Consider the following 22,744-nt stretch of genomic DNA (forward strand, 5'->3'; position numbering starts at 1 on the left):
ACTCATGATGAACCCTTTTTCATGGCTCCAGATGACAAACATGATCTCATATCAGGGACTTGTTCGCACCTTCCCTAACTTTTCCGGCGGATAGAATAGACCTGATTTGCCCTGAGGATAATCGGTCTCGTATATCAACGCCCTGTAAGTCTCTTGTTATAAGCTTCCGTGATTCAGATGGTAGAGCATTCATAATGACACTGGAGTGAGAAGAAAGAATAATTTGATGATGACGTCTATTGCAAACATCGAGAAGATATTTAGCGAATTCATGTTGAGCGCTTTCATGTAGTGATGTCTCTGGCTCCTCTAAAATAAATAAACTTTGTTCTGGTGCATTTTCTAACTGATCTATTGTATAAAGTATTCGGCCTTCTCCAAAACCCATGTTATTTTCTGAATAGGAATAACCCAGCCGAGTTGCGATACCAACCTCAGACTGTTTTCCTTTATGGTCGACCCCTTGAAATATTACGTTGTCATATTTGTGGCCAATTATTTTGGCCATTTTATTTATTACGTCAATGTCTATGTTACGTTTTTCTGTAAATTTAAGATGTGCACCACCATAAACGCTGGCATCTCGTCTTTCTACTTTAGGTATGTAAACAGTAAATCCAACATAATAACAATGTCTTTCCGGCTGTCGTTTGTATCCCGACCATGCTGAGTTAGCTCGAGATACAGTAACTTCCTGTGGTTTTTTGGGGTCATCAGTCTCATAGAAGTAAGTTAGCTTAGGGAAGGTGCGAATAAGTCATATGGCACGAGAGCATTTACTGGTAACCCATTGATATTAAATGACTAAAATTTTCATTTTTTGTTCGTGGGATACTTGTTCGCACTTTCCTTAGCATCATCTGAAATTGGTTTTGGGTCTGCTGGGGATATTGGGAAAAAATCTTTCACATAATGTCGTTTGTAATTCATAGACGTAGAAGGTTTTTTATACCCACAGATTGCGAGTTGGCCCAATGTACTTTTTCCTGCACCATTAAGGCCAGAAATAACTATTATCGGAAAGTCAAAGCTAAGATTTATCTCGTTGATTCCTCTAAAGCCATCTATATACATCCCCTTCAACACCGGCCCGAAATTAGAATATTTATTCTTTTCAGAAAACTTCTTCTTTAATTTCTCTACAGTAGTTGCCATTAGCTCACCATTATCCTTTCGGTATAGCATTTAGTTTTATATTGGAAGTACTGCTTCAGGGTAACAAAATTCAGAATGGCCTTATATAAAAACGGCGCCTTTCGGCGCCGTTTTGAGAGCTTGCTAACAAACTGCAATTACTGCAGCAGCGAGATATCCGCCACTTGCAGGAACAGGTTGCGCAGGTTGTTTAGCAGCGCCAGACGGTTGGCCTTGAGGGCCTCGTCGTCGGCCATCACCATCACTTCGTTGAAGAAGGTATCGACCGGCTCGCGCAGGGCGGCCAGACGGGTGAGGGCAGCCTGATAGTCACCGGCAGCGAACAGCGGGGCCAGTTCGGCTTGCAGTTCGGCAACCTGGGTGGCCAGCGCCTTCTCGGCGGCATCGACCAGCAGTTCCGGTTTGACGGCAGTCGGCAGTTCGCCTTCGACCTTGGCCAGAATGTTGCTCACGCGCTTGTTGGCGGCAGCCAGTGCCAGGGCGGCATCCAGCGTGCGGAAGTGGCTGACGGCCTTGACGCGACGATCGAAGTCGAGCGGACGGGTCGGGCGGCGGGCCAGTACGGCCAGCACTACGTCGGCACCGATACCTTCGTCCTGATAGGCGGCGCGGAAGCGGCCCAGCATAAAGTCGACCACGTCGGTAACGACGGTTTTGTTGGTCAGCTTGTCGCCGTAGACGCGTACCGCTTCTTCAACCAGTTCAACCAGATCCAGATCCAGCTGCTTCTCGGTCATGATGCGCAGGGCACCGATGGCGGCGCGACGCAGGGCGAACGGGTCCTTGTCACCCTTCGGCAGCATGCCGATGCCGAAGATACCGGCCAGGGTGTCGAACTTGTCGGCCAGCGCGACGGCGCAGGCAACCAGACCGGACGGCAGGGCATCACCGGCAAAGCGCGGCATGTACTGCTCGTTGAGGGCCACGGCCACGGCTTCGTCTTCGCCATCGTGACGGGCGTAGTGCATCCCCATGACACCCTGGGTGTCGGTGAACTCGCCGACCATGTTGGTCATCAGATCACACTTGGAGAGCAGACCGGCACGGCGGGCCTGAGTCACGACGGCATTATCGCCACCACTGATGCGCTCGGCGATAAAGCCAGCGACGGTCTCGATACGCTCGACCTTGGCTTTGACGGTGCCCAGCTGTTGCTGGAACAGCACGGTTTCAAGGCGCGGCAGGCGGGAGGCCAGGGTCTGCTTGAGGTCGGTCTTGAAGAAGAACTCGGCGTCAGAGAGACGGGGACGAACCACCTTCTCGTTGCCGCTGATGATCTGGCTCGGGTCTTTGGACTCGATGTTGGTGACGAAGATGAACTTCGGCAGCAGCTTGCCGTGCTTGTCGTAGACCGGGAAGTACTTCTGGTCACCCTTCATAGTGTGCACCAGCGCTTCAGCCGGCACGGCCAGGAACTTCTCTTCGAAGTTGGCGGTCAGCACCACAGGCCACTCGACCAGTGCGGTCACTTCTTCCAGCAGGGCGTCGTCCAGATCGGCCACGCCACCGAAGGCGGCAGCGGCCGCTTCGACGTCAGCCTTGATTTTGGCCTTGCGGGCCATGAAGTCGGCAATCACCATGCCGCGCTCCTGCAGGATCTGCGGGTACTGGCTGGCGTTGTCGATGGTGAACTCGCTCTCGCCCATAAAGCGGTGGCCGCGGATGGTGCGGGCAGAGTCGATACCCAGAATGTGGGCGGGCACCAGCTCGCCATCCAGCAGCAGGGTCACGGTGAAGACCGGACGCACGAACTGGATGGTCTTGTCGCCCCAGCGCATCATTTTCGGGATGGGCAGTTTGGCCAGCGCCTGGCTAACCAGTTCGCCCAGCAGATCGACGGCCGGACGGCCTTCGACCTTGGCGGTGTGAACCAGCCATTCGCCCTTGTCGGTGACCAGACGCTCGGCCTGCTCAACGGTGATGCCGTTGCCACGGGCCCAGCCTTCGGCAGCCTTGGTCGGCTTGCCTTCGGCATCGAACGCCTGCGCTACGGCCGGGCCGCGCTTCTCGACGCTCTTGCTCGGCTGTTCGCCAGCCAGCTCGCTCACCTTCAGCGCCAGACGGCGCGGTGAGGCAAACCACTCGACGGCGCCGAAGGCCAGATCGGCCTTGGTCAGTTCGGCTTTGAAGTTGTCGGCAAAGGCTTCGGCCAGGGAGCGCAGGGCTTTGGGCGGCAGCTCAGCAGTACCGATCTCTACCAGAAATGTATATTGTGCCATGTCCGTTCCTTAACCTTGCTTGTTCTCACTGCGCTGACACATAGGGAAGCCCAGCGCTTCGCGGGAGGCGTAGTATGCCTCTGCCACGGCCTTGGTCAGGGTGCGAATGCGCAGGATGTAGCGCTGACGCTCGGTGACCGAGATGGCCTTGCGGGCATCCAGCAGGTTGAAGGAGTGAGCGGCTTTGAGGATGCGCTCGTAGGCAGGCAGCGGCAGCGGTTTTTCCAGTGCCAGCAGGTTCTGGGCTTCCTTCTCGTACTGCTCGAAGCAGTGGAACAGGAACTCCACGTCGGCGTGTTCGAAGTTGTAGGTGGATTGCTCCACTTCGTTCTGGTGGAACACGTCGCCGTAGGTGGTCTTGCCCAGCGGGCCGTCAGACCAGACCAGATCGTAGACGCTGTCGACGCCCTGGATGTACATGGCCAGACGCTCGAGACCGTAGGTGATCTCGCCGGTCACCGGCTTGCACTCGAGGCCGCCAACTTGCTGGAAGTAGGTGAACTGGGTCACTTCCATGCCGTTCAGCCACACTTCCCAACCCAGACCCCAGGCGCCCAGCGTCGGGTTTTCCCAGTTGTCTTCCACGAAGCGGATGTCGTGGATTTCAGGATCCATACCCAGTTCTTTCAGGGAGCCCAGATAGAGTTCCTGAATGTTGTCGGGGGAGGGCTTGATGATCACCTGGAACTGGTAGTAGTGCTGCAGGCGGTTCGGGTTCTCACCGTAGCGGCCGTCAGTCGGACGGCGGGACGGTTGTACGTAGGCGCAGGCGATGGGCTCCGGGCCCAGGGCGCGCAGGCAGGTCATGGGGTGGGAGGTACCGGCACCCACTTCCATATCCAGCGGCTGAATGATGGTACAGCCCTGGCGGGACCAATAGTCCTGCAACTGCAGGATCAGGCCCTGAAAGGTTTTGACATCGAATTTTTGCATAGTGTTTTTCGCGCGAAATGAAATCAGAGCAAGATTTGCTGAATGTGAACCGAGGGAGTATACCGTCTGGCATGGTCGGATAATAGGCGAAATTACAGGGGATTAGTGGGGCTATGTTGCCGCTTGCCCTATGATGTCGCCGACGCAAGCGGCCTGCCGATGGCCGATGAAAAACAGGGGAGAGGAAATGGAACTGCGCTGCGCCTGGGTGACCAAAGACCCGGAATACATCGAATACCATGACAAGCAGTGGGGCAGGCCGGTGTATGACGCCCGCGAGTTGTTTGCCAAGCTCTGCCTCGATGGTCAACAGGCGGGGCTGTCGTGGATCACCATCCTCAAGCGCACCGAGAGCTACCATCGCGCCTATGCGGATTTTGATCCGGTGCGCATCGTGCAGTTCGACGACCAAGATGTGGAACGGCTGATGCAGGATACCGGCATCATTCGCAACCGGCTCAAGGTGCAGTCGATCATCAAAAACGCCCGCGCCTATCTGGCGCTGGAGGCGAAAGGCATCGACTTCGTCGATTATCTGTGGGGCTTCGTGGGCGGCGCCCCCATCGTCAACCAGCGTCAGGGCAACGGCGACATTCCGGCGACCTCGCCGGAGTCGGATGCCATGTCCAAGGCCCTCAAGAAGCGCGGCTTCACCTTCGTCGGCAGCACCATCTGCTACGCCTTCATGCAGGCGGTGGGCATGGTGAACGATCATCTGGTGACCTGCCCTTGCCACGCCGAGTGCCAGCAAGCAGCGGCGACGTGAAGGGGAAATGCACGAAGAAGGGAGGCTCAAGCCTCCCTTCTTTTTTGCTCTGAATCAGCAGGGCTCAAGGGGGCGGCCGAGCGCCTCGCACACCTCGTCGCTGCTCATCAGCCGCACGAAGGGGCCGGCCAGGGTGCAATGCTGTTCAGATAAGCACTTTTTTGACTGATTATTCATAAATTAGATTTGAGTTGAGGGGGCAAGGCTGTGTCCAGTCGATCTTCCTCCAGCCTTTATCCAGCGGGGCTTGCAATAGAAAGAGGGAGGCATCATGCCTCCCTCGATTTTTTGTCCTGATACTACGTGGACTGGAACTCAAATTCTCTTAAGTGAACAGCATTGCGGCCAGGGTGGCGTTGTGATGGGCGATGATCTGGGGGGCGGTCAGTTGCGGCGTGTCCATGCAGGTATGGGCATCGCTCACCAGCACTACGGTGTAGCCGAGATCTGCCGCCGCCCGGCAGGTGGTGTCGATGCAGTACTGGGTCTTCATGCCGGTGACGATCAGGGTCTGCACGCCGTCCTCTTTCAGCCAGCCATCGAGACCGGTGCCATGGAAGGCGCTGGGGCGCTGCTTGTCGAACACCCGATCGGCCTCGCCGACGACCAGCTCAGGCGCAAGCTGCCAGAACGGACTGCCGGCGGCGATGGGGCTGCCGGCCGGGCCCGTGTGACGCACCGCCAGCACGGGGAGAGCGGCACTGCGGGCCGCCTGGCTCAGGCGATTGATGTTGGCCAGGGTCTCGGCCCCGGCATGGGGGGCTTCCGGGCCGTGAAGGAGGCCCACCTGGATGTCGATGATGAGCAGCGCGGGGCGGGAAAGGGACGACATGATCATGGCTCCGTGAGAAATGTCCTCCACTCTGGGGCCATGGGCTCTTATGAGACAACCCGCATATGGGGGGCTCCATTGCGCCAGACCCATGGAGCATGTTGCCGTTGCATCGGGCCAGGGGCCTTTTCGCCCCTTGGTACAGCCGGGATACAGTCACACGGGTTCACCATCGGGATCGTCATCACGAGGGAATCCCGTGTCACTGAGCGCCGCTCGCCCTCTCTCCCCCGGCCTGATCGGCTGCACTCTGGGGATGACGTCGCTCGTGAGGGTAAACACGAGGGGAAGCCGGCCCTGTGCAAGAAGGTCCGAGGCTGCACAAACGACGCCCCCGAGGGCCGAGTCTGCGCTACCGGGATCTTGCCCCTCCCCTATCATTGAAAGACGCCGGACCGGTTCAGGTTGTCTGGCGAAGGAGCCATCATGAAGAAGTCCGTATTGGCGCTGCTTGCCGCCACCGCCTTGCTGGCCGCCCTGCCTGCACAGGCCACCAAGCAGGCCCAGGAGCGCCGTGACGCCCGCGATGTGCGTCAGGATACCCGTCAGGAGTCCCGTGACGCGAAACAGGCGTGTCGTGAGGGGGTGGTGGGCAATGCCGACTGCCGCCAGGAGCATCGTGACAACAAGCAGGAGGGGCGAGACAAGGCCCGGGATATCAAATATTGATGCGGGCCCGTCCGAAGATGGCCTGCACCGGGTAAGTCGCAAGGGGCAGAGGGCGTTTTGCCCCCTGCCCATCTTCGCAATGCGCGCGTCACACTCTGGCGCCTCTCTGGGTTAGAATGCGCGGCTATCGGCTAGAGTCGTTCTTTTTCAGAGGTTTTTTCATGCATTTCAAGAAACTGGTTCCTGCACTTGCCCTGACCGTCGCCATCACTGGCTGTACCACCAACCCCTATACCGGTGAATCCCAGACCTCCAAGGGCGCCTGGGGCGCGTTGGCGGGTGCGGCGACCGGCGCAGCCGTGGGGGCGCTCTCCTCCAGCAAGGGCGACCGCAAAAAGGGCATCCTGACGGGCGTCGCCGCCGGTGCGGCCCTGGGTGGCGGTATCGGTTACTACATGGATGTGCAGGAAGCCAAGCTGCGTGAGAAGCTGCAAGGCACCGGCGTCAGCGTGACCCGCAACGGTGATCAGCTGATCCTCAACATGCCGAACAACGTCACCTTCGACAGCTCCAGCGCCCAGCTGAAAGCCGCCGGTGCCAACACCCTGTCCGGTGTGGCCCTGGTGGTTGCCGAGTTCGACAAGACCCGTCTGAACGTGGTCGGTCACACCGACAGCACCGGCTCCCGCGAGCTGAACATGAAGCTCTCCCGGGATCGCGCCGATGCCGTTGCCGCCCAGCTGATCGGCCAGGGCGTGTCCGGCAGCCGCATCGCCATCAGTGGTGTGGGCCCGGATCAGCCGGTGGCCAGCAACAGCACCGCTGAAGGTAAGGCCCAGAACCGTCGGGTAACCATCACCCTGACCCCGACCGCCTAAGCGGCCTGCGTTGCAGTCATGAAAAAGGCCCCGCCAGTGATGGCGGGGCCTTTTGCTATCCGGCGTTGTGGGCAGTGGCGCCTTGTTCTTTGCTCCCTTCTCCCCTTGCGGGAGAAGGGTCGGGGATGAGGGGATAACCGCCTCTTAGACAGCCGCAGTCAGCTGCACTTCCACCTTGTAGCCTTCGTGGGCGAGGCGGGCCTGTACGCAGGCGCGGACCGGGGCTGTGTCGGCATCAGGGGAGCCAGGCATCCCGCTTTGTTTAGACAGCGGCAGTGAGCTGTACTTCCACCCTGTAGCCTTCGTGGGCGAGACGGGCCTGCACGCAGGCGCGCACGGGGGCTGTGTCGGCATCAGGGGAGACAGGCATCCCGTTTTGATTAGACAGCGGCAGTCAGCTGTACTTCCACCCTGTAGCCTTCGTGGGCGAGACGGGCCTGTACACAGGCGCGAACGGGGGCTGTGTCGGCATCAGGGGAGCCAGGCATCCCGCTTTGTTTAGACAGCCGCAGTCAGCTGCACTTCCACCTTGTAGCCTTCGTGGGCGAGACGGGCCTGTACGCAGGCTCTGACCGGGGCTGTACCCGCAGGGATCCAGGCGTCCCACTGGGCGTTGAAGGCGGCGATGTCTTCAATGTCCTTGAGATAGATGTTGGCCATCAGGATCCTGTCGACGCCGGAACCGTTGGCTTCCAGCAGACGCTGCAGGCTTTCCAGCACTTCACGGGTCTGCTGGTGGATGTCGGCGGTGTCGGTGGCGGGCACTTCCACCACGTAGAGGGTGCCGTTGTGGATGACCACATCAGACCAGCGCTGGGTGGTCCCGATACGGGTAATGGTTGTCATGTTTGCTCCGGTACAGGGTTATTGACCCTTGCGGATCAGATAGCGATAGGGGGCCTGCTCTGTCTCGCTGGCGACCAGGGTGTGGTCCATGAAGCGGCAGAAGCTGGGAATGTCGCGGGTGGTGGAGGGGTCGTCGGCGCTGACCAGCAGGGTCTCCCCGTCAGCCATCAGCCGCACTTTCTTGCGAACCATCATTACGGGTTCGGGGCAACGAAGCCCGATTGCGTCCAGCTCGTGGGTCGCATTGCAGAATACAGTACTCATGAATAATCAACCTTCAGCCGCACCTTCTTGCGCGCCATCGTCACGGGCTCGGGGCAATGAAGCCCGATTGAGTCCAATTCGTGTGTTGCGTCGCAGAATAAAGCACTCATCAATAATCAACCTTCAACCAATTCGGCCAGCAATGATACTCACGGCGAAAAAATAATCAAACCACGGGGCGGTTATGCAGCATATGCTACCAAAATGTGAACCGGCTCTACCCAGGCTTCGCTCGATGAGTAATATAAAAATTGAACCATATTCAACAAGGAGGTGTGAATATGCAGGTCTCCTACGGCAGATTGCAAGCCTACGCAGGCATGGGGTTCTTGTCGTTCGCCATGATAGTGCTGGGCAGCCCGATCGGTAATACCGGTACCTGGTTCGGCTCCATGGTGATGATAGGGCTGGGGCTCTGGATCGAGCTCAGCGACTACTACGACGAGGATGAGGACGAGAACGATCCCTCCTGAGAGCCTGGCTCTCGGCACTCAAAGGCGGACGATGTCCGCCTTTGTCATTTCTGCTCCGCGCCGGAACGGGTCGAGCGCATGGCGCGCTCCAGCTGCTGCGCCGTCTGCTCGGGGTTGGCCCTGGCGTCGTTGAAGAAGCTGCTCAGCACATCCATGATCCCCTGGCGCATGTTGGTGGGCACCGCCATCCCCTCCGCCATGCTGGGCAGCAGGTTGTCCTGTTGCTCGGCGTGGAGGAAGTCCCGATAGGAGCGGATGGCGCAGCGATCGAACTTGCTCATGTCCGGCTTGATGAGCGCCGGGATGGAGCCCTTCACCCGGTTGAACGCTTCCTGGAAGCGCGGTGTCATCAACAGCCTGGCCAGCTCGCCCTGGGCCTGCAACTGGGCGGGATCCCGCTGCTTAAACATGGCGATGGAGTCGAGGTTGTAGCTGAACAGCCCCTGGCTGCCCGGGCTTGGCAAGCACTCGATATCCTCGCCGGGGCGGTAGTTGCCTGCACTCAGCTCTCCCTTCACCCAGTCCCCCATCACCTGCATGGCGGCGCCGCCGCTCTCCAGCAGGTTGGTGGCCTGGTGCCATTTCAGGCCGGCGTATTTCTCGGGCACATAAGCGCGCAACTGCTGGAAGCGGGTCAGCACCCGCATCATGTCGGGGCCGGTCAGGGTGGCGCTGTCCTGTTCGAGGAAGGCCTTGCGATAGAAGGTCTTGCCCCCTTCGCCGAGGGCCACCGTTTCGAACAGCACCGCGATCTGCCAGGGTTCGTTACCGATGGCGAGGGGGGTGATGCCCTTCTCCTTGAGCTTGTCCGCCACCGCCACGAATTGGGCCCAGTCGGTGGGGGGCTTGAGCCCCTGTTGCTCGAATACCTTGCGGTTGAGCCACAGCCAGTTGACCCGGTGGATGCCGGTGGGGACCGCCATCAGGGTGCCGTTCTGGCTGAGGGTATCGCGCACCATGGGGGGCAGCTGAGGGTACCAGCCGAGGTGCTCGGCCATGGGGGTGAGATCGCGCAGAAAGCCCAGGCTGCCCCACTCGTGCAGCTCGAACCCCTTGAGGTGGGCCGCCTCCGGCGGGTTTGCCGCCAGGGCCCGGCTCTTCAGCACCGTCATGGCGCTCTTGCCGCCCCCCCCCTGTACCGCGAAGTCGTTCCACTGGTTGCCCTGTTCGGCCCACTCGGACTTGAGCACTTCCACGGCCCTGGCCTCGCCGCCGGAGGTCCACCAGTGCAATACCTCCACCTGGGAGGCACAAACGGGCAGGGAGAGCAGGGCGATGACAGAAAAAGACAACCACTTCATACATTACTGCCTTGGTAGGGAGAGGGTGGCCTGCAGGCCGCCCTGGGGGCGATTTTCCAGCACCAGGTCGCCGCCGTGGGCGTGGGCTATGTTGCGGGCGATGCCAAGGCCCAGCCCGGTGCCGGCGGCATCGGTGCTGAGGCGGTAGTAGGGCTCGAAGATGCGCTCGAACTGATCGTCCGGCAGACCGGGCCCCTCGTCCATGATGAAGAGGATCAGCATCTCCTCGTCATCCATGATGATGATGCGCACCTTCTGGCCGTACTTGATGCCGTTGTCCACCAGGTTGCCGATGCAGCGCTTGAGGGCCAGCAGCTTGCCGCGATAGGGCCACTTGCAGTGGCCCTCGATGGTGAGCAGATCCTCGTGCAGGTTCATGGCTTCCGCCATCTGCTCCAGCAGGGCGTTGACGTCGATCTGCTCAAGGTTCTCGTGAATGTCCGTCTCTTTGACCGTCTGCAGCGCCCCTTTGACCATCAGCTCCAGCTCGTCCAGGTCCTTGTTGAACTTGGCGATCTGCACCTCGTCGTCCAGCAGTTCGACCCGCAGTCGCAGCCGGGTGATGGGGGTCTTGAGGTCGTGGGAGATGGAGCTGAAGAGGCGCTCCCGATCGTCGATGAAGCGGCGAATGCGCTGCTGCATGATGTTGAAGGCGCGGGTCGCCGCCACGATTTCGGAGGCACCCTCCTCTTTGAGGGAGGGCTGGTCGATGTCCTTGCCGAGGTTGACCGCCGCCTTGGCGAGCCGGCGCAGGGGGCGGGTCTGCCAGCGCACCAGCATGAAGGTGAAGAAGCAGAGGAACACCGTCATCAGGGCGATGAAGCGCACCTGGTTGCTCGGCATCACGGTGTCATCCAGGGTCATGTAGGGGGCGGGCAGCAGGGCCGCCAGATAGAGCCACTCCCCCGGTTCTATCTCTATTTGGGTCACCAGCACCGGCGGATTGATGGGCTCCAGGGACAGGGTGTAGCGGGCCCAGGAGGAGGGCAGATCCGCCAGCAGGGTGTCGTTGTTGAAGACGTGCAGCTCCTCGGGGCGGGAGAAGTCCACCTTGATCGCCATGGCGTCGGAGAGCTTGCGGGTCAGCACTTCCTGCACCTCCTTCAACACCAGCGTCTTGCGCTCGCTGTCGGGGATGGCGCTGATGTGGATCTCTTCCTCGTTCAAGGAGACGAAGAAGCGGCTGCCCCCCATGTTGCGCAGCTGATCCAGCGCGATGTGACGGTACTGCAGCGGCAGGGACTTGAAGAAGTTGACGGTGGAGGCGGCCGACAGCGCCAGGTTGCGGGTGGTGCTGAGCATGCCCTCCAGCTCCCGCTTCTGGATCTGCTGCATCCAGATGCCGGTGAGTATGGTCTGGGAGAGCAGGATGGCCAGCAGCAACAGCAGCAACATCCGCGACAGCAGGGAGCGCGGCACCAGGGCTCGCCAGAACCACCCGCTCTTCATGGGATCTCTCGCCTTGTGTCGATCAGCATGCCTTTGTTGCAGGCCCTCATGGGATCTCGTGCACCTCGGCGATCAGCATGTAGCCACTGCCGCGAATGGTCTTGATGATGCGCGGGCTCTTGCCGTTGTCACCCAGCTTCTGGCGCAAACGGCTGATCTGCACGTCGATGCCGCGCTCCATCGGCAGGCTCTCGCGACCGCGAGTGGCGTCCGAGATGGTATCCCGGTCCAGCACCACGCCGGGCTGCTGCAGGAACATGCCGAGCAACATGGCGTCGCTGCCGGAGAGATCCAGCAGGCTGCCATCTTCGTGAGTCAGCTGGTGGCTCAGGGTATCCAGGGTCCACTCGGCGAAGCGCAGCCGACGGCTCGGCTCCTTCTCTTTCTCCGGCTGGCGAAATTCGGCGCGGCGCAGCAGCGCCTTGATGCGGGCCTGCAGCTCGCGCGGGCTGAACGGCTTGGCGATGTAGTCATCGGCACCGAGTTCCAGACCGATCACCCGGTCAGCCTCGTCGGAGGCGGCGGTCAGCATGATGATGGGGACCTGAGAGTCGCGACGGATCTGCTGGCAGAGGGTAAAACCGTCGTCGCCAGGCATCATGATATCGAGAATGATGAGGTCCGGGCTGTGCTGGGCGAGCTGCTGGCGCATCTCGTTGCCCTCTGCCGCCGTCAACACCTGGAAACCCGCCCGGGTCAGGTATTCGTTGAGCAGTTCGCGGATCTCTTGGTCGTCGTCGACGATCAGCAGTTGTTTGCTCGTTGACATATGTATGTGCATCCACCCATTTTTTTGTGCAGATTGAACCTGTCGGGGGAGCAAAAAGCAAGCAAGCCCCCCATCTAATGTGAGGTTATGGGCAATATCCTCCCATATCCTGCCGTGCAAATAAAAAAGGCCGACCCAAACGGGCCGGCCAATACGCAGATTCCGACGACAGGAGCACACCCCGTGTGGTGGGCTCCACAGACTCGACAGCAGGGTCGGCAGGCCGACCCGGTATTCGTGATGGGGCCGCTGTGCCGGGAAGCAGGGCCGCCTTCTGTCTGTTGTTGCCGCCCCGAGGCGGCGTCCCTGAGCGGTGAGCAGTCAGGGGCGATTCACTTACACCCGTTCGAACACGGTGGCGATGCCCTGACCCAGGCCGATGCACATGGTGGCGACTCCCAGGGTGGCGTCCTTCTCTTCCATCAGGTTGATCAGGGTGGTGGAGATGCGGGCACCGGAGCAGCCGAGCGGGTGACCCAGGGCGATGGCGCCGCCGTTCAGGTTCACCTTCTCGTCCACCTGATCCTGCAGACCCAGATCCTTCACGCAGGGCAGGGACTGGGCGGCAAACGCCTCGTTCAGCTCGAAGAGGTCGATGTCGCCGACGGTCAGACCGGCACGCTTGAGCGCCTTCTGGGTGGCCGGCACCGGGCCGTAACCCATGATGGCGGCGTCACAGCCGGCGATGGCCATGGCACGAACCTTGGCGCGCGGCGTGAGGCCGAGGGCCTTGGCGCGATCCGCGCTCATCACCAGCATGGCGGCGGCGCCGTCAGACAGCGCCGAGGAGCTGCCGGCGGTGACGGTGCCGTTGACCGGATCAAACACCGGGCGCAGCTGGCTCAGGGTGTCGACCGTGGTCTCGGGGCGGATCACCTCGTCATAGTCGTAGAAGAAGCGGGCGCCGCTGGCGTCATGGCCTTCCAGCCCGACGATCTCCTTGGTAAAACGCCCTTCCACGGTGGCGGCGTGAGCACGGCGGTGGGAGCGGGCGGCAAACTCGTCCTGCTGTTGACGGCTGATGCCGTGCAGCTTGCCGAGCATCTCGGCGGTCAGCCCCATCATGCCGGAGGCTTTCGCCACCGACTTGGCCATGCCGGGGTGGAAGTCGACGCCGTGGCTCATCGGCACGTGACCCATGTGCTCAACGCCGCCGATGATGAAGATATCCCCATCACCTACCTGAATGGCGCGAGAGGCGTCATGCAGCGCCTGCATGCTGGAGCCGCACAGGCGGTTGACGGTGACCGCCCCCACCTGCTTGGGAATGCCGGCCAGCAAGGCGGCGTTGCGGGCGATGTTGAAGCCCTGCTCCAGGGTCTGCTGCACGCAGCCCCAGTAGATATCCTCGATCTCGTTCGGGTCGAGGTTGGGGTTGCGCAGCAGGATGGATTTCATCAGGTGCGCGGACAAGTCTTCTGCACGCACGTTGCGGAAGGCGCCGCCCTTGGACCGGCCCATCGGGGTCCGGATACAGTCGACAATGACTACGTCTTTCATGAATGGATCTCCTTTCCGCAATCAGTAGAAGGTGTTGCCCTGGGCGGCCATCTCACGCAAGCGGTCGCTGACGCGATAGAGCGGGCCCAAGTCGGCATACTGGTCGGCCATGGCCACGTAGCGATCCAGACCTATGGTGTCCAGATAGCGGAACACGCCGCCGCGGAAGGGAGGGAAGCCCAGACCGTAGACCAGCGCGATGTCGGCTTCGGCTGGCGTGGCGACAATGCCCTCTTCCAGGCAGAGCACCACCTCGTTGATCATCGGGATCATCATGCGGGCGATGATGGCCTCCTTGTCGAAATCCTGCTTCGGCTTGGCGATGGGTGCCAGCAGCTCGTAGCTGGCTGCGTCGGCCACCTTCTTCGGCTTGCCCTTCTTGTCCTGCTCGTAGGCGTAGAAGCCCTTGCCGTTCTTCTGACCGAAGCGGTTCACTTCGTACATCACGTCGATGGCGGTGCGACCTTCCTTGCTCATGCGTGCCGGGAAGCCCTGCGCCATCACGTCACCGGCATGGTGACCGGTGTCGATACCGACTACATCCAACAGATAGGCGGGGCCCATGGGCCAGCCGAACTCTTTCTCCATTACCTTGTCGACGGCGGCGAAGTCGGCGCCATCGGCAACCAGCTTGTTGAAGCCGAAGAAGTAGGGGAACAGCACGCGATTCACGAAGAAGCCGGGGCAGTCGTTGACCACGACCGGGGACTTGCCCATGGCGGCGGCGTAGGCCACCACGCGGTTGATGGTTTCATCGGAAGTCTGTTCGCCACGGATGATCTCCACCAGCGGCATGCGGTGCACCGGGTTGAAGAAGTGCATGCCGCAGAAATTCTCGGGGCGCTTCAGTCCCTTGGCCAGCAGAGAGATGGGAATGGTGGAGGTGTTGCTGGCGAGCACGGCGTCTTCGCCGATGATCCCTTCCACTTCGCCCAGCACGGCGGCCTTCACTTTCGGGTTCTCGACCACAGCTTCGACCACCACGTCCACATGCTTGACGTTGTCATAGCTCAGGGTCGGCGTGATGGCGGAGAGCACCTGGCCCATCTTGATGCCGTCGATGCGGCCGCGCTCGAGCTGGCCGTTGAGCAGCTTGGTGGCCTCATTCATGCCAAGTGCCAGCGCCTTCTCGTTGATGTCCTTCATCACCGCCGGGATGCCCTTGCTGGCAGACTGGTAGGCGATGCCGCCCCCCATGATGCCGGCACCCAGCACGGCGGCATGGCCGGTGGCCTTGTTTGCCTGCTTGGCGGCCTTCTTGGCCAGCGCCTTGATGTGCTGATCGTTGAGGAAGATACCGACCAGCGCCTTGGCCACGTCGGTTTTCGCCAGTTTGATGAAGGTGGCGGCCTCGGCGGCCAGCGCCTCGTCACGGCCCATGCCGGCGGCGGCTTCCACCGTCTTCACGGCGGCCATGGGGGCCGGATAGTGTTTGCCCGCCACGGCGGCAACCATGCCGGCGGCGGTGGTGAAGCTCATCATGGCTTCCAGTTTGGAGAGGCGCAGCGGGGCCTTCTTGGCGGCGCGGCGGCCCTGCCAGTCCAGCTTGCCCTTGACCGCGTCCTTGATCATCTGCACGGCGGCGCTGTGCAGCGCGTCCGGGGCGACAACGGCATCGATGGCACCCACCTTGAGGGCGTCATCGGCACGGTAATCCTTGCCGGTGGTGATCCACTCCAGCGCGTTGTCGGCCCCGATCACCCGCGGCAGACGGACGGTGCCGCCAAAGCCGGGCATGATGCCGAGTTTGGTCTCGGGCAGGCCGATTTTGGCGCTGGTATCAGCCAGGCGGAAATCGGTGGAGAGTATCGTCTCGCAGCCGCCACCCAGGGCGTGACCTTTGATGGCGGAGAGGGTCGGCACCGGCAGATCTTCGATGGCGTTGAAGATGTCGTTGGCCTTTTTCAGCCAGCCGAGCAGGTCTTCTTGCGGCAGATCGAACAGTTCCAGGAATTCGGTGATGTCGGCGCCGACGATGAAAGCGTCTTTGCCGGAGGTGAGGATCAGACCCTTCAAATCGGCTTGTTGCTGTAATGCGGCGATCGCTTCGCTCAGGGAGAGCAGGGTAGCGCGATCCAGCTTGTTGACTGAACCCGGGGCATCGAACCTCAGCTCGGCAATGCCGTCTTCGAGGTAGCTGACCGTCAGGGTTTCGCCTTGGTAGATCATGAGAGTGTCTCCTTGTTCCCACTCTGTGGGGAATGGTGCTCCTTTATCCCCAGCAGGGGGCGAGGCTCACTATTGATCCAAAAGGAGACATTTTCAACACCTATTTAAAACATTTGTTTAACAGTTGTCGAGTAAAAGCTCTTCATCACAAAACGGGCAAAAAAGAGGCGCCTTGCGGCGCCTCCGATGGAGATGAGCGTGGTATCAACTGGCCAGTTCCGGCCGGTTGCGATACTGGTTCAAGACCTCGGGATCGGCGAGGGCGTGGGTGTTGTTGACGGGGCGGTTATGCACCACTTCCCGCACCGCCAGCTCCACTATCTTGCCGGACTTGGTGCGGGGGATGGCATCCACCTGCAGGATGCGGGCAGGCACATGACGGGCGGTGCAGTGCCGCTTGATCTGCTGGCAAATCCGCTCACGCAGTCCGTCGTCCAGCTTGCAACCCGCCTTGAGCTTGACGAACAGCACCACCCGCTCGTCCTGTTTCCATTGCTGGCCGATGACGATGCTCTCTTCCACCTCGTCGAGTTGTTCCACATAGCGGTAGATCTCGCTGGTGCCGATGCGCACGCCGCCCGGGTTGAGGGTCGCGTCGGAGCGGCCGTAGAACAGGATGCCGCCGGTCGGGGTCAGCTCGATCCAGTCCCCGTGGCACCAGATGTTGTCGAACCGCTCGAAGTAGGCGGCGTGGTACTTGTCGCCATTTTCGTCACCCCAGAAGTAGATGGGCTGGGCCGGGAAAGGCTTGGTGCAGACCAACTCGCCCTTTTCACCCAGCACCGGCTGGCCCGCCTCGTTGAATACCTGCACCGCGAGACCGAGGCCGCGCCCCTGGCTCTCGCCGCGATAGACGGGGCTCAAGGGGTTGCCGATGACGAAGCAGGAGCAGATGTCGGTGCCGCCAGAGATGGAGCTGAGCTGCACATCCGGTTTTATCTGCTGGTAAACGTAGTCAAACCCCTCCGGCGACAGCACGGAGCCGGTGCTGCAGATCAGCCGCAAGTGCGGCAAGTCGTGTGTATTGATGGGGGCATAACCCTGTTTGTGCAGCGCATCGAGATACTTGGCCGAGGTGCCGAACAGGGCGACCTCTTCGTCCCGTGCCAGATCCCACAGCACGTTGCCATCCGGGTAGAAGGGGGAACCATCGTAGAGCACCAGGGTGGCGCCGGAGGCGAGGGCGCTCACCAGCCAGTTCCACATCATCCAGCCACAGGTGGTGAAGTAGAAGATGCGCTCCCCCGGCTTGATGTCGCAGTGCAACTGGTGCTCTTTCAGGTGTTGCAGCAGGGTGCCGCCAATGCCGTGCACGATGCACTTGGGTTTGCCGGTGGTGCCTGAGGAGTAGAGGATGTAGAGCGGGTCGTTGAAGGCCATGGTCTCGAAGGCGAGCTGGGCATCATGCTGGCTTGCCAGCAATTGCTGCCAGTTGTGACCAAGCTGCAGCGGGTTGCCGAGCAGGGGGATCATCACCGTCTGCTCTAGGCTGTCGAGCTGACCGACGACGCTGGCCACCTTGTCCTGAATGTCGATGGCCTTGCCGCCGTAGCGGTAGCCATCCACCGCGAACAGCACCCTGGGACGGGTCTGGCCGAAGCGCTCCACCACGCTGGCCTCGCCAAAATCGGGACTGGTGGAGGTCCAGATCGCGCCGAGGCTGGTGGTTGCCAGCATGGCCACCACGGTTTCCGGGATATTGGGCAGGTAGGCTGCGACCACATCACCCCGGCCTATGCCCTGGCTGCGAAGCCACTGGGCCAGGCGGGCGACCTGATCTGCCAGCTCATGCCAGCTCAGGGTCCGGCTTGGACCCCCTTCGATGCGGGAGATGATGGCCGGGCTCTCATCCTGACGGCGCAGCAGGTTCTCGGCGAAGTTGAGCTGGCTGTCGGGGAACCAGCGGGCGCGCTGCATATCCTGGCGGTTCTCCGCCACAATGTTGCCAAGTTCGCCCTTGACGCCGCAGTGCTGCCACACCAGGGGCCAGAAGCGGGTGGTCTTCTCCACCGACCATTGATACAGGTCGGCATAGCTGCGCAGTTGCAGGCCATGAAAGTGATTGACCTCGGCCATGAACTGGTGGAGGTTGGAGTGCTGCATCCTGTCCTGATCCGGTGTCCACAGACAAAGGTTTTGCATGAGTCGTTCCTGACGGCTGATATCTACTGTCTGTGGGCAGTGTATTGAATTGTTCTTTGTTTGTTAATTGTCTGTTTTATCTTCATAACAAAAAGCCTGTAACCTATGCGTTACCTCACGAAGCGAAAGCCGGGTGGCTCGAGCCTTGATTCGCTTGATGTTATGCTGAAGTCACATTCGCCCGGAGCAGGACGCCATGAGCAGTTACAGCCAACTTTTTGCCCAGCATCTCGACACCCTTCAGCAGCGTACCCGCGACATCCTGCAACAACAGGGTCTTGGCGGCCTCGCTATTCACTCCGGCCAGACTCATCGCATCTTCCTCGATGACCAGGATTATCCCTTCAAGGTGAATCCCCAGTTCAAGGCCTGGCTGCCGGTGCTGGACAACCCTCACTGCTGGTTGCTGGTGGACGGGGTGAACAAGCCGGTGCTGCTGTTCTACCGGCCGGTGGACTTCTGGCACAAGGTGGCGGAGTTGCCCAACGCCTTCTGGATCGATTTCTTCGACATTCGCTTCCTGACTCGCCCGGAGCAGGTTGCCGATCACCTGCCGGCCAACAAGCAGGAGTGGGCCTATCTGGGCGGCCATCTGGAAGTGGCCGAGCTGCTGGGACTGGGCCAGCCCAATCCGGAGGCGGTCCTCAACTACCTGCACTACCACCGTGCCTACAAGACGCCCTATGAGCTGGAATGTCTTCGCGATGCCAACCGCATCGGCGTGCGCGGCCACATCGCGGCCAAGGACTCCTTCATGGCGGGGGCGAGCGAGTTCGAGATCAACCTGGCCTACATGAAGGCGGTCGGACAGGGGGCCAATGAGGCGCCCTACGGCAACATTGTTGCCATCAACCGCAATGCGGCCATCCTGCACTACACCCATCTCTCCACCCAGCGGGTGCCGGATGCGGAGCGTTACTCCTTTCTCATCGATGCCGGTGTGGACGTGCACGGTTATGCCTCCGACATTACCCGGACCTGGGCCTGGCGCCGCGGTGAGTTCGCCGATCTGATCGCAGCGCTGGATGCACAGCAACAGGAGATCATCGACGAGATCAAGCCGGGCCGCCGCTACAGCGAGCTGCACCTGCAGATGCACCACAGGCTGGCGCGCCTGCTGCAAGCCACCGAACTGGTAGACATGTCGGTGGACGAGATGATCCATACCGGGGTGACCAATGTCTTCTTCCCCCACGGTCTCGGCCACTTCCTCGGCCTGCAGGTACACGATGCCGGCGGCTTCATGCAGGATGAGCGCGGCACCCACCTGGCGGCCCCCGAGCAGTTCCCCTATCTGCGCTGCACCCGGGTGATCGAAGTGGGTCAGGTCTTCACCATAGAGCCCGGCCTCTACTTCATCGACAGCCTGCTGGAGCCGCTGCGCCAGGGTGAGCAGGGCAAGCGGGTCAACTGGAACAAGGTGGAGGCGCTGCGTCCCTATGGTGGCATTCGCATCGAGGACAACGTGGTGCTGCATGCCAACGGGGTGGAGAACCTGACCAGACAAGCAGGGCTCTGATGGCGACGGATTACCCCATACCGGCAGCCCCGCTGGAGGTGAGCGAAGAGATCAAGAAGAGCCGCTTCATTACCTACATCGCCCACACTCCGACCGTCGAGGCCGCCAAGGCCTGGATAGACGAGATCAAACAGCAACACCCGGGAGCCCGGCATCACTGCTGGGCTTTTGTCGCCGGCGCCCCGCAAGACAGCCAGGTTTATGGTTTCAGTGATGATGGCGAACCCTCGGGCACGGCGGGCAAACCCATGCTGGCCCAGTTGATGGGGGCCGGTCTGGGTGAAGTCGCCGCCGTGGTGGTGCGCTATTACGGTGGAGTGCTGCTGGGGACCGGTGGCCTGGTCAAGGCCTATGGCGGTGGTGTGGGGGCAGCACTCAAGCAACTTGAAACCTGTATCAAGCGTCAGCTGACCTCTTCCGTGATCCAGTGTGACTACACCGACATGGGGGCCGTGGAGTCCCTCATCTCTGCCCATCAAGGGCAGTTGCTGGTGGCCGATTATGGTGCCAGCGTCACCCTTCAGGTAGCGTGGGAGTCTGCGCTCTGGGCCCGTATCGCACAGGAATTGACCGACCGGACCCAGGGTCGGGTATCCCTTCGTCCCTTAGATGGCTAGAATCCATCGCTCTTTTAGTCTGAAGAGGGAGCCGGAATGCAGATTCTGAGCATCATTCGTATCGTCGGTCTGCTGGTTGCCCTGTTCAGCTCGACCATGCTGCTGCCCGCGATGGTCGCTTTTGGGTATCGTGATGGCGGTGGTACCGAGTTCGTCAACTCCTTCGTCATAGCCCTCCTGCTCGGCCTCCTGCTCTGGTTTCCCAACCGCCATCAGAAAAAGGAACTCAGGTCCAAGGAAGGCTTCCTCATCGTGGTGCTGTTCTGGGTGGTGCTGGGGAGCGTGGGTGCCGTCCCCTTCATCATCAGCGACGTGCCGAACATGTCGGTCTCGGAGGCATTTTTCGAGTCGTTTTCCGGCCTGACTACCACGGGCGCAACGGTGCTGACTGGGCTGGACAATCTGCCCAAGGCGTTTCTCTTCTACCGCCAGCTGCTGCAATGGCTCGGTGGCATGGGGATCATCGTGCTGGCGGTGGCCGTGCTGCCACTGCTGGGTATCGGGGGTATGCAGCTCTATCGTGCCGAGATCCCGGGGCCCGTCAAGGACAACAAGGTGACCCCGCGCATCGCCGAGACGGCCAAGGCGCTCTGGTTCATCTATCTGTTGCTGACCTCCCTCTGCGCTCTCGCGTACTGGATGGCGGGAATGACGTTGTTCGATGCCATCTGCCACTCCTTCTCCACCTTGTCGGTTGGGGGGTTCTCGACCCACGACGCCAGCATCGGTTTCTTCGACAGCCCGGCCATCAACCTGATCACAGTGGTGTTCCTGTTGCTGGCGAGCGTCAACTTCGCGCTTCACTTCATGGTATTTGCCCACAAGCCGGTGCGCGTGAGCAGCTATCTGCGGGACTCGGAGCTCAAAGTGTTTCTGAGCATCCAGTGCGTGCTGGTGTTGATCTGTTTCGTCTCTCTGCTGTTCCACGGTCATTACGCCACCTGGCAGGAGGCGCTCAACCATGGCCTGTTCCAGGCGGTATCGCTGGGCACGACCACCGGCTACAGCACCACCAGCTATGCGGAGTGGCCCTCCTTTCTGCCCATGCTGTTGATGTTCTCCGCCTTCATCGGCTGCTGCGCCGGCAGTACCGGGGGGGGCATCAAGGTGATGCGTTTCATGATCCTGTTCCTGCAGGGGATGCGTGAACTCAAACGGCTGGTGCATCCGCGGGCCATTTACACCCTGAAGCTGGGACGCCGCGCCGTACCGGAACGGATCGTGGAAGCGGTCTGGGGCTACTTTGCCACCTACATCATCCTGTTCTTCATCTTCATGCTGTTGCTGCTGATGACGGGGCTGAACGAAGTGACGGCCTTCTCCGCCGTGGCTGCGGCATTCACCAACGTGGGGCCGGGTCTGGGGGAGGTGTCGGCCAATTTCGGCAATATCTCGGCCACTGCACAGTGGATATTAATCGTGGCCATGTTGTTTGGTCGATTGGAAATCTTCACACTTCTGGTACTGTTTACTCCTGCATTCTGGCGTAGTTGAGGTTGGTATGGACAAGATTTTGGTGCTTTATTCTTCCCGGGACGGGCAAACGCGGAAAATCGTGGATGTCATGCTGGAGGAAATATCAGGATGCGAAGTGGTGATGCACGACCTGCACACCCTGCCCATGTGCAACCTCAGCAAGTATGCCAAGGTGTTGATTGGCGCTTCCATTCGCTATGGTAACTTCCACCCCAGCCTGCTTAGCTTCATACACGCACATCATGAACAGTTGGAAGTAGCCAATGCGGCGTTCTTCTGCGTGAACCTGACGGCACGCAAGCCCGAGAAGCAGACGCCGCAGACCAACGCCTACATGAAGAAGTTTCTGCGCCTCTCTCCCTGGAAGCCGAAAACTCTGGGGGTGTTTGCCGGGGCATTGCAGTACTCCCGTTACAACTGGTGGCAGACCCGTATCATTCAGTTGATCATGAAGATTACCGGGGGCAGCACGGATACCAGCAAGGATCTGGAATTCACCGACTGGGACAAGGTGCGCGGCTTTGCCCGTGAGTTTTGGTCAAAAAAGTAACAGTGACGTCATTCAAAGCGGCCAGAGCCCTGCGTAAGCAGGGCTTTTTGTTTGATAAGTAGGCGTTCGAGCCACAAAACGGTAAAAAGGACTATTTTTCGCAAAATAGCCCTTGTCATCCCGGCGCTGCTCCCTATAATGCGCCCCTACCAGCACGGCGGAACACGCCAACCTGATGAGCCAGCTTCCTTAGGAAGTGGGCGCCGAAAGAAAAGCGAAAACAACCGCTTGACTTTCGAAGTGAGGAGCGTAAGATGCGCCTCCTCAACGCGATAAG

Annotated in this window: 21 protein-coding genes and 1 pseudogene; 8 read left to right on the forward strand and 14 right to left on the reverse strand. The window is 60.3% G+C overall.

Features of this window, described 5'->3' with window-relative positions:
* Positions 1–46: 46 nt before the first annotated feature.
* The 4 genes from PG896_RS21245 to glyQ form a co-directional block, all read right to left on the reverse strand.
* The gene (locus tag PG896_RS21245; protein WP_442866199.1) at positions 47–754 is read right to left on the reverse strand and encodes an AAA family ATPase; all 708 of its coding nucleotides are present in this window, start codon (positions 752–754) and stop codon (positions 47–49) included.
* Between the two features lie 59 nt (positions 755–813).
* On the reverse strand, positions 814–1,155 hold the full coding sequence (locus tag PG896_RS16660) for an AAA family ATPase (RefSeq protein WP_270835964.1): 342 nt from the start codon (positions 1,153–1,155) through the stop codon (positions 814–816).
* 137 nt (positions 1,156–1,292) lie between these two features.
* Entirely contained in the window at positions 1,293–3,374 is a 2,082-nt protein-coding gene (gene glyS / locus PG896_RS16665) for a glycine--tRNA ligase subunit beta (RefSeq protein WP_270835965.1), read from the reverse strand.
* Positions 3,375–3,383: 9 nt separating this feature from the next.
* The gene (gene glyQ / locus PG896_RS16670) at positions 3,384–4,307 is read right to left on the reverse strand and encodes a glycine--tRNA ligase subunit alpha (RefSeq protein ID WP_005339464.1); all 924 of its coding nucleotides are present in this window, start codon (positions 4,305–4,307) and stop codon (positions 3,384–3,386) included.
* A gap of 187 nt (positions 4,308–4,494) precedes the next feature.
* Between glyQ and PG896_RS16675 the strand changes: the two genes are divergently transcribed.
* On the forward strand, positions 4,495–5,073 hold the full coding sequence (locus PG896_RS16675; protein WP_270835966.1) for a DNA-3-methyladenine glycosylase I: 579 nt from the start codon (positions 4,495–4,497) through the stop codon (positions 5,071–5,073).
* Positions 5,074–5,398: 325 nt separating this feature from the next.
* On the opposite strand, the gene PG896_RS16680 is transcribed toward PG896_RS16675, so the two are convergent.
* Positions 5,399–5,905 carry a cysteine hydrolase family protein gene (locus PG896_RS16680; protein WP_160838787.1) on the reverse strand — a complete coding sequence of 169 codons (507 nt, stop codon included), beginning with the start codon at positions 5,903–5,905 and terminating at the stop codon, positions 5,399–5,401.
* Between the two features lie 426 nt (positions 5,906–6,331).
* Between PG896_RS16680 and PG896_RS16685 the strand changes: the two genes are divergently transcribed.
* Both PG896_RS16685 and PG896_RS16690 read left to right on the forward strand, forming a co-directional pair.
* On the forward strand, positions 6,332–6,574 hold the full coding sequence (locus PG896_RS16685; protein ID WP_043156027.1) for a hypothetical protein: 243 nt from the start codon (positions 6,332–6,334) through the stop codon (positions 6,572–6,574).
* Between the two features lie 161 nt (positions 6,575–6,735).
* Positions 6,736–7,392, forward strand: coding sequence for an OmpA family lipoprotein (locus PG896_RS16690; RefSeq protein ID WP_010672405.1), 657 nt, complete (start codon positions 6,736–6,738; stop codon positions 7,390–7,392).
* A 262-nt stretch (positions 7,393–7,654) separates the two neighbouring features.
* On the opposite strand, the pseudogene PG896_RS16700 reads toward PG896_RS16690, so the two are convergent.
* The 3 genes and pseudogenes from PG896_RS16700 to tusA all read right to left on the reverse strand — a co-directional run.
* A pseudogene (locus PG896_RS16700) lies at positions 7,655–7,744 on the reverse strand (endoribonuclease L-PSP); the annotation flags it as partial.
* A 146-nt stretch (positions 7,745–7,890) separates the two neighbouring features.
* Positions 7,891–8,238, reverse strand: a complete 348-nt coding sequence (locus tag PG896_RS16710; protein ID WP_052814723.1) for a RidA family protein — start codon at positions 8,236–8,238, stop codon at positions 7,891–7,893.
* A gap of 18 nt (positions 8,239–8,256) precedes the next feature.
* The gene (gene tusA, locus PG896_RS16715) at positions 8,257–8,502 is read right to left on the reverse strand and encodes a sulfurtransferase TusA (RefSeq protein WP_010672408.1); all 246 of its coding nucleotides are present in this window, start codon (positions 8,500–8,502) and stop codon (positions 8,257–8,259) included.
* Between the two features lie 281 nt (positions 8,503–8,783).
* Here tusA and PG896_RS16725 point away from each other — a divergent pair, with 281 nt between their 5' ends.
* Entirely contained in the window at positions 8,784–8,975 is a 192-nt protein-coding gene (locus PG896_RS16725) for a hypothetical protein (protein WP_010672410.1), read from the forward strand.
* Positions 8,976–9,019: 44 nt separating this feature from the next.
* Here PG896_RS16725 and PG896_RS16730 read toward each other — a convergent pair whose 3' ends face one another.
* From PG896_RS16730 to PG896_RS16755, 6 genes are all read right to left on the reverse strand, one after another.
* Positions 9,020–10,276, reverse strand: a complete 1,257-nt coding sequence (locus PG896_RS16730) for an ABC transporter substrate-binding protein (protein ID WP_171865811.1) — start codon at positions 10,274–10,276, stop codon at positions 9,020–9,022.
* Positions 10,277–10,279: 3 nt separating this feature from the next.
* Positions 10,280–11,725 (reverse strand): ATP-binding protein, encoded by a 1,446-nt coding sequence (locus tag PG896_RS16735; protein WP_270835967.1) that lies wholly within the window; start codon positions 11,723–11,725, stop codon positions 10,280–10,282.
* 46 nt (positions 11,726–11,771) lie between these two features.
* Entirely contained in the window at positions 11,772–12,494 is a 723-nt protein-coding gene (locus PG896_RS16740) for a response regulator (protein ID WP_005307430.1), read from the reverse strand.
* 336 nt (positions 12,495–12,830) lie between these two features.
* Positions 12,831–13,994 carry an acetyl-CoA C-acyltransferase FadA gene (gene fadA / locus PG896_RS16745; protein ID WP_043156020.1) on the reverse strand — a complete coding sequence of 388 codons (1,164 nt, stop codon included), beginning with the start codon at positions 13,992–13,994 and terminating at the stop codon, positions 12,831–12,833.
* Between the two features lie 21 nt (positions 13,995–14,015).
* Positions 14,016–16,163: a fatty acid oxidation complex subunit alpha FadB gene (fadB, locus tag PG896_RS16750; protein ID WP_043156018.1), complete on the reverse strand. Its 2,148-nt coding sequence runs from the start codon at positions 16,161–16,163 to the stop codon at positions 14,016–14,018.
* Positions 16,164–16,367: 204 nt separating this feature from the next.
* Positions 16,368–18,305, reverse strand: coding sequence for an acetoacetate--CoA ligase (locus PG896_RS16755; RefSeq protein ID WP_270835968.1), 1,938 nt, complete (start codon positions 18,303–18,305; stop codon positions 16,368–16,370).
* A gap of 196 nt (positions 18,306–18,501) precedes the next feature.
* On the opposite strand from PG896_RS16755, the gene pepQ reads away from it, so the two are divergent.
* The 4 genes from pepQ to hemG are packed head-to-tail and all read left to right on the forward strand — an operon-like array spanning position 18,502 to position 22,467.
* Positions 18,502–19,824, forward strand: coding sequence for a Xaa-Pro dipeptidase (pepQ, locus tag PG896_RS16760; RefSeq protein WP_270835969.1), 1,323 nt, complete (start codon positions 18,502–18,504; stop codon positions 19,822–19,824).
* On the forward strand, positions 19,824–20,441 hold the full coding sequence (locus PG896_RS16765) for a YigZ family protein (protein ID WP_010672418.1): 618 nt from the start codon (positions 19,824–19,826) through the stop codon (positions 20,439–20,441). The genes pepQ and PG896_RS16765 overlap by 1 nt, the downstream gene beginning before the upstream one ends.
* Positions 20,442–20,477: 36 nt before the next feature.
* The gene (locus PG896_RS16770; protein ID WP_048209300.1) at positions 20,478–21,935 is read left to right on the forward strand and encodes a TrkH family potassium uptake protein; all 1,458 of its coding nucleotides are present in this window, start codon (positions 20,478–20,480) and stop codon (positions 21,933–21,935) included.
* A 7-nt stretch (positions 21,936–21,942) separates the two neighbouring features.
* On the forward strand, positions 21,943–22,467 hold the full coding sequence (hemG, locus tag PG896_RS16775) for a menaquinone-dependent protoporphyrinogen IX dehydrogenase (RefSeq protein WP_029313439.1): 525 nt from the start codon (positions 21,943–21,945) through the stop codon (positions 22,465–22,467).
* Positions 22,468–22,744 lie beyond the last annotated feature (277 nt).

This window comes from Aeromonas sp. QDB30 (assembly GCF_027707645.1).
In the GTDB taxonomy this organism is placed as follows: Bacteria; Pseudomonadota; Gammaproteobacteria; order Enterobacterales; family Aeromonadaceae; genus Aeromonas; species Aeromonas caviae.